The following is a 2,373-nucleotide window of genomic DNA, read 5'->3' on the forward strand; positions in this document are numbered from 1 at the left end:
TGTCCCCCCTTTATCAAGGGGGGGACAGGGGGGGCATTATCGATATTTGCAGCAGAGTGATTGGCCGTTGCAGGGAGAATGGATGAGCACAGCAATACTCATGATGGCACACGGCAGCAGGATTGCCGAGGCGAACGACGCGGCGCGCGAGATCGCGGCACGCGTGAAGAAGATGACCGATTTCGAGATCGTCGAGGTCTCCTTCCGCGAGCAGCATCTCCCCAACATCCAGCAGGGTGTCGACAGCTGCGTGGCGCAGGGTGCCACCAGGATTCTCCTCGTGCCGTATTTCCTCTACATGGGTGCCCACGTGCTGGAGGATCTGCCCGAGGAACTGGAAGAGGCCAAGAAGCGCCATCCCGGCGTGGAGATGGTGCTCGGCAAGCATCTGGGCGTGCACAACAAGCTGGCTGAGATCGTGGTCGAGCGGATCGCCGAGAGCCTGACCGAGCAAAGGTGGTACTGATGTCGGTGCACCTGAGCCCCGAGCAGATCGAGGCCGAGTCGTTCAGGATCATCGAGGAGGAACTGGGGCCGCACCGGTGGTCGGCGAACGAGTGGCCGATTGTGCGTCGCGCCATCCATACCAGCGCCGACTTCGAATATGCCCGCACCATGCAGATCTCCGGAGGCGCCATCCAGAGCGGCATCGAGGCGCTGAGAAGCGGCTGCGGCATCGTCACCGATACCACCATGATCATCTCCGGGATCAACAAGCAGCGGCTCGCCCAGTTCGGCGCACCGGTCTCCTGCTTCGTGGCGGACCCGGAGGTCGCCGCCCAGGCCAAGGAACTGCAGGTCACCCGCTCCATCCTGGCCATGCGCAAGGGGGCGGGCGACGCCAAAAACGGCATCTTCGTGATCGGCAACGCCCCCACTGCTCTTTTCGAGCTGATTCGGTTGATCCGGGCCAAGGAGGTAGCCCCCAAGCTGATCGTGGGGCTGCCGGTAGGATTTGTCGGCGCCGCCGAGAGCAAGGGGGCGCTGCGGGAGTTGGGCCGGGAATACCCGGAGCTCCCCTTTATTACCAATGTCGGCAGAAAGGGTGGGTCGAACGTCGCCGCCGCGGTGATGAACGCCATCCTGATCCAGGCTGCCGGCTGATTTCCCGTCACCGTCAGGGCCAGGGCAAGGGAGCCCCGGCCGCAAGCGACGAAGGAGAAGCATGACCTCCTTCGGCTTGAAACATGACGAATTCAATGTCTGGCTGTAAAGAAGCACGGTAAGCGGACCCATTGGATTGAGGCTATGAACGGGAAAACCCTAAAATACGGCTACACCACCGGCTCCTGTGCTGCCGCCGCCGTCAAGGCCGCGGCCCAGATGCTGCGTGACCAGGTCATGGTGCCTGAAGTGGAGCTGCGGCTTCCTTGTGGCGAGACCGCGCAGTTTGCCATCGAGGGGGGCCGTCTGCACGAAAACACCGCGTCCTGCTACGTGGTGAAGGACGCCGGCGACGATCCGGACGTGACCAACGGCGCCGAGATCCACGCGCATGTGCAGATAGACTTCTTCACCAAGCATCGCACCATCATCCAGGGGGGCGTCGGCATCGGCAAGGTGACCAAGCCCGGCCTCGCCGTGCCGGTCGGGGGGTGGGCGATCAACCCCGTGCCGCGCAGGATGATCACCGAGGTGGTGAAGGAGGTCTTCGCCCTCCGCTGCGTCCCGGCCACCCTCACCATTACCATCAGCATCCCCAACGGCGAAGAGCTGGCCAAGAAAACCATCAACGAACGGCTGGGCATCGTCGGCGGCCTCTCCATCCTGGGGACCAGCGGCATCGTCAAACCGATCTCCACCAAGGCCTGGACCGACACGGTCGACGCCTCCGTCAGCGTCGCGCGGGCCTGCGGCAGCAAGGTGGTGGTCCTCTCCACCGGGCGGACCTCGGAGATGGCAGCCCAAAAGCACCTCTGCGGCATGCAAGGCATCAAAGAGGAATCCTTCATCATGATGGGAGACCATTTCGGTTACTCCATCAGGAGCTGCGCTGAACGGTTCGTCCCCCAGGTGATCGTGGCGGGGCAATTTGCCAAGCTGGTGAAGATCGCCTGCGGCCACGATCAGACCCACGTCACCTCCTCGGAACTCGATCTCGGCGTCGTCGCCGGCTGGCTCAAGGAGTCGCCGGAGCTCTCGCACCTGGAGCCCGTGGCGAGGAGCGCCAACACGGCGCGGCACCTGCTGGAGGAATCCGGGAACGATCCCAGGCTGATCGAGCTGGTCTGCAGGAAGGCTGCGCAGGTAGCTGCGGCCCTCGCACCGGAGGTGGAGGTCCGTATCTTCCTGGCAGGTTATGACGGGGAACAGCTGTACTTCGGGTAGAAGCAAAAAGAAAGTCACGAGCAATCCCCCCTGTCCCCCCTTTAT

The 2,373-nt window shown here is 63.2% G+C and carries 3 protein-coding genes; all 3 read left to right on the forward strand.

Annotated features, from left to right (window positions below):
• Positions 1-82 precede the first annotated feature (82 nt).
• The 3 genes from VJ604_RS11515 (at position 83) to VJ604_RS11525 (ending at position 2,328) form a co-directional block, all read left to right on the forward strand.
• Complete coding sequence (locus VJ604_RS11515) at positions 83-466, forward strand: sirohydrochlorin chelatase (protein ID WP_324082594.1); 384 nt, start codon at positions 83-85, stop codon at positions 464-466.
• Positions 466-1,104, forward strand: coding sequence for a precorrin-8X methylmutase (locus VJ604_RS11520; RefSeq protein WP_324082595.1), 639 nt, complete (start codon positions 466-468; stop codon positions 1,102-1,104). The genes VJ604_RS11515 and VJ604_RS11520 overlap by 1 nt, the downstream gene beginning before the upstream one ends.
• 144 nt (positions 1,105-1,248) lie before the next feature.
• Complete coding sequence (locus VJ604_RS11525; RefSeq protein WP_324082597.1) at positions 1,249-2,328, forward strand: cobalt-precorrin-5B (C(1))-methyltransferase; 1,080 nt, start codon at positions 1,249-1,251, stop codon at positions 2,326-2,328.
• Positions 2,329-2,373 lie beyond the last annotated feature (45 nt).

The organism is Geomonas sp., from assembly GCF_035254065.1.
Lineage (GTDB): Bacteria > Desulfobacterota > Desulfuromonadia > Geobacterales > Geobacteraceae > Geomonas.